Source organism: Planktothrix sp. FACHB-1355 (assembly GCF_014748295.1).
Lineage (GTDB): Bacteria > Cyanobacteriota > Cyanobacteriia > Cyanobacteriales > Aerosakkonemataceae > Aerosakkonema > Aerosakkonema funiforme_A.
This window is the reverse complement of record NZ_JACJUP010000580.1, coordinates 1-4257: the sequence shown is the minus strand read 5'-3', so window position 1 is coordinate 4257 and position 4257 is coordinate 1. Positions and strand designations below refer to the sequence as shown.

The 4257-nt window shown below is 39.3% G+C and carries 5 protein-coding genes and 1 pseudogene; all 6 read right to left on the bottom strand.

Annotation, left to right across the window (positions count from 1 at the left end; translation table 11 throughout):
* A pseudogene (locus H6S82_RS21055) lies at positions 1 to 263 on the bottom strand (hypothetical protein); the annotation flags it as partial.
* A 53-nt stretch (positions 264 to 316) separates the two neighbouring features.
* A complete protein-coding gene (locus H6S82_RS21050; RefSeq protein ID WP_190468077.1) occupies positions 317 to 1219 on the bottom strand; it encodes a hypothetical protein in 903 nt (300 codons plus the stop codon).
* A 223-nt stretch (positions 1220 to 1442) separates the two neighbouring features.
* The gene (locus H6S82_RS21045) at positions 1443 to 2294 is read right to left on the bottom strand and encodes a NifU family protein (RefSeq protein ID WP_190468079.1); all 852 of its coding nucleotides are present in this window, start codon (positions 2292 to 2294) and stop codon (positions 1443 to 1445) included.
* Positions 2295 to 2298: 4 nt separating this feature from the next.
* On the bottom strand, positions 2299 to 2523 hold the full coding sequence (locus tag H6S82_RS21040; protein ID WP_190468082.1) for a hypothetical protein: 225 nt from the start codon (positions 2521 to 2523) through the stop codon (positions 2299 to 2301).
* A gap of 42 nt (positions 2524 to 2565) precedes the next feature.
* Positions 2566 to 2823, bottom strand: coding sequence for a hypothetical protein (locus tag H6S82_RS21035; RefSeq protein ID WP_190468085.1), 258 nt, complete (start codon positions 2821 to 2823; stop codon positions 2566 to 2568).
* 95 nt (positions 2824 to 2918) lie between these two features.
* Positions 2919 to 3869 (bottom strand): hypothetical protein, encoded by a 951-nt coding sequence (locus tag H6S82_RS21030; protein WP_190468089.1) that lies wholly within the window; start codon positions 3867 to 3869, stop codon positions 2919 to 2921.
* Positions 3870 to 4257 lie beyond the last annotated feature (388 nt).

Below are 4257 nucleotides of genomic sequence, written 5' to 3'. Positions count from 1 at the left end.
TAATTTTTAATCTCTCCTGTTTCAGGAACAGAATCTTCATACTCAATTGGCTGCACTAAAATTTCTATCCCTTGGAAAATCCTCTTTTCACTTAGAGAAGCTTTTCGACCTGTGCTTTCCAAGAAAGTAACAAAGCTTTGAATTGTGAATCTGTTTACATTAAGTTGGAGTTGACCATACTCTTCTGCCAACTTGTTGATCAGTGCTTCTTCTGTTTTTAACTGTTCAAAAGCTTTTACATATTTATTGAGTATTTCCGTCATACTCTACCGCCTACCCATAACGGTTGTACTAAAAACTGTTACATCTGTCATATTTATTTGCCTGGTAGAGTACGATATTTTTCTAAAATCGTTACAGTGCCAAGGTTAAGTTTTCCTTCGCTGTTCATTACTGGAGTTTTCAAAATTTCTACAAGTCCTTTCATTAAAAGTGCTACTTGTTGAAATTTTTCTGCATCTCTTTTCGCCTCGAAAGGTTGAGACTCCAATTGATTAAGACCTTCAATAGCACGAGAATTAAGAAATTCAAAAACCCGCTTTAATTCACAAATTCGATCTCTTACTTGTAGAGAAAAGTCTTTAGCAACTCTCATTTCTGCAACTGCTTTATTAACTTTGGCTTCGTATTCTTTCGCCTTTGTCATCGCTTTTTCACCTTCTTTCGCCGCAAAAAAGCCACCTATTGCTAAAGCTGGTAAAACAGTGATCCCGCCAAGTACGAGAGTGCCCAGAGCCATACCGCCGCCACCCGCTGCAACTGATCCAAAACCAAACCATGCTAAAGTTGCATTCCAAGCAGCTGCTCCACTCAAACTAGAAATAGCTGTTCCTGTACTTGCTGCACCGATCGAAGTAGCAACGCCGATCGCACCTCCGTATCCTGCTGCTGCTGCTCCCGCAGATTTTACCCCAGCCAAAAAATACTTTTCTGCTCCTACAGCCGCAGCTTTATACTCTTTAATTTGCTGCACTGAAAAGTCCATTCCTTCTAATAGCCGTTTTTCACTTTCCGAAGCTTTCCGACCTGTATTTTCCAAGAAAGTAACAAAGCGTTTAATAGTACTTCTGATCACGTTTAATTGCAGTTCGCCATACTCTTGGGCAAATACGTTTGTGGCTTGTTCCGCCTGTTTCAATTGTTCAAGGTTACGCTCATAACGCTCTTTTGCTTCGTTAGCAAGTTGGTTAGCTTTTTGACCAGGATAAAGTGAAACCATGTAAAACTCCTATGTTGATTTTAGTTAGCAAGTTTGGAGGTTTTGACTAACTAGAATTTCTCTATTTGATATGGCTTTTAATGAGGAATATAAAATAATTGTAAAACAAAAACACATCGATTTCCTCAGTATATGCACTGAAATGAAATGATGAGGTTGTCTTATATACTCAAAAATACTGATAAATAGCATTTTAGCTATTGAAAAAGCTTTTTAGTAGTTATTAATTGGTCGATCGCTTTATTTGAACAAATACCCGTCCATCTTGTACTTGTACCGGATAAGATTGCAAAGGTATCTCAGGCGAAGTTAAACATTCTCCAGTTTCCAACCGATAGCGAAACTTATGGCTAGGACAAGTTAAAATTCCATTACTAACATCCCCAGCGTCTAGCGGTTCACCAAAATGACTGCAAGCATTTTCATAGCAGACAACTTGAGAACCAATTCTAAATAATATTAACGATTTTCCTAATAATTTCATCGCTAAAATTCCTTGGGTAGGAACTTCAGCGAGTGAAGTTAATTCTATGCGATCGCTATCTATATTTTCAGATAAATTTTGACTGGCTGGAAATTTCTCCGTTTGTACGGCTATTACCTGCGTAATTTCTGGACAGTAACGCTTAATAGCTTGTTCTACGCTGTCGGATAAAGTAAGAGTGGAAGCAGGACAGTTACTACAATTTCCAATCAGTCGAACTTTGACTGTAGGTAGATCGATCGCTACCAGTTCCACATCTCCATTATGGCTTTGCAGTCCCGGTCGAACTTCTGCCAAAGCAAGTTTAATTCTTTCTTCCAAAGGTGGTTGCGGCGATTTTACCAGATCGTAGTAACGCAATACACCGTATACTACCTCATCTTCAGCTGCACGACGCAAAGCAGATAAAGAATCTTGTTTCACACTACGAATTAGGCGGATCAAAGCTTCGCGATGCAAAGCTTCCATCGCCCTTTTCCACGCCATTAATACTACTCTTTGCGACTCATCCCATTCGCTAGCGATCGCTTCATAGCGATTGATTTCCCGTACCAGTTCTTCCAGCGTCGGACTGCGATCGTCATTTGTCATTGCTTTATTTCATTTTCACATCTTTCAGCAAAAACGGCATTAATACGCCAGTCAAAAAACCCGATACTGGAATTGATAGCCATATTTGGGCACCTAACCGATCTAATCCTACCAGTAACAAACAGCCAATTATCACTCCAATTGCAGTTTGTCTGGCAAAATAATCTGGATTTTGCAATAACTTTCCTTTAAACAGTAATTTTGTGGAAAACCAGCCGACTTCTAACACGATTTTTTCTCCTTTCTTTGCTCTCTTTGTATTATTTACACTTTAATTAATGGCTATTACAATTAACCCCAGCACAGTAGCAGGAATTATTGCCGCAGGGCCAAATAATCCCCCAATCATCGCCGCCAGTCGATAACCCAGGTCTTTTCCTGCTAGCAATATGCCACCGATCGCCCCACCAAGAATAGAGAAACCGATCGCAATTCCCAACCACACTATTCCCGTCGCCAGATTAATTTCTCCTGCAAAAAAGCTGGAGATAAAACTTTGTACCAGCGGATCGTTCAGAACTTCATTCATTGCCTTCTCCTAAAAATAGTAAAACTCATTTACGTTCATCTGCGTTCATCTGCTTTTATCTGCGGTAAAAAAAATCCCTGACAAAAGCGATAAATCTATAACTCACTAATCGCCTGTTCCACCATTTCCGCCTGTTCTAACCTTCCGTGTTGACGAAAGATACTTGCTGCTTCCTGATAATATTCCCTTGCTTGCAACAAGTTACGATCGTTACCTGCTTCGAGATGGTCTGGATCGTCAGGAAGATTGCTTAAGGCGTTAGCTTTATTAGCTAAAGTATTGGCATATTCGATCGGCGTATCCCGTTTGTTACGCACTTTTAGCGCTTCGTCATAAGCTGCGATCGCTCGCCAGTTATTTTCTACCGGATGGGCGCTGGCTAAATATTGTAAAGCATTGCCCAAATTATTTTGTAGCATTGCATACTCATTGGGATGATCGATAAGAGTAATCCACTCTAACGCCTGTTGAAAAGATTGTACAGCTAAAGCTTGTCGCATATCTTCCCCTTCCGCTGACATCGGCATGGAAAGGTAAGCGATCGCAATATTATTATGCAGGATCGCAAATTCTTGCGGATAAGTATCTCCCTTAAATACCCTTAAAGCGCGTTGATATAGCTGGATGCTATCTACCAATCTTGCCTGATGGAAAGGAACCAAAGCTTGTAAAACTAAGCCCAGATTCATTTCTGTTTCTGCTACTTCCTCCGGGGAAGCGTATTCTTGCAACAAAGGCAATGCCGTTTGATAACATTCCCTAGCTTTTTGTAACAAATCTGCCCCTTCGCTGGGAATCGATCGCAATGCTGTTCCCATCCCTGTCAGCACCCTTGCTTTCCAAACAGGATACTGTTCCTGGCATAACTCCAAGGCATGAGAATACAGCGACATCGCATTCCAGATATCCTGAATTTCTTTCGGCTTTTTTTGCAATTCCATGCCTAATTCGATCAGCATCTCGATTTTTTCTTCTAAAGTTGCTGACTCCGATTCAATAGCAGCGATCGCAGTTTTCACTGCCACCTCAGTCATACTTGAAGCCACTACTAAGTCTCCTTAATCTATTTACCATTAACTTTTTTATTATTCACAATTTTTTAATTTTCCGTTTATCTTAACTAAATCAATCTTAAAATTACTAAACTTTTGCCCGTTCGGTATCTTTTTTAATAAAATTTTACATTTTCACTCGATTAATTTTATTGTGGGGAAAAATTTTCTAGACCTTTAGAGATTAACAACTTTTATGTTGTTAAAACTAGGTAAAAAAATGTTATTAACATTCCCAAAATAAAAAATTATAAATTGTTTCAATATACACAATTTACTCCCGATTAATATGCTTAAATTGCAATTTGAGGTGCAATAATCGGCTATCCTTCTGCTTTCAAGCTGATAGCTATACTCCTCGATCGCGATAAATATAAAATTT

What these genes read in the sequence shown, in the direction of transcription:
- H6S82_RS21050 (WP_190468077.1), bottom strand. Translation starts at nt 1,219, where the DNA reads ATGGTTTCACTTTATCCTGGTCAAAAAGCTAACCAACTTGCTAACGAA.
- H6S82_RS21045 (WP_190468079.1), bottom strand. Translation starts at nt 2,294, where the DNA reads ATGACAAATGACGATCGCAGTCCGACGCTGGAAGAACTGGTACGGGAA.
- H6S82_RS21035 (WP_190468085.1), bottom strand. Translation starts at nt 2,823, where the DNA reads ATGAATGAAGTTCTGAACGATCCGCTGGTACAAAGTTTTATCTCCAGC.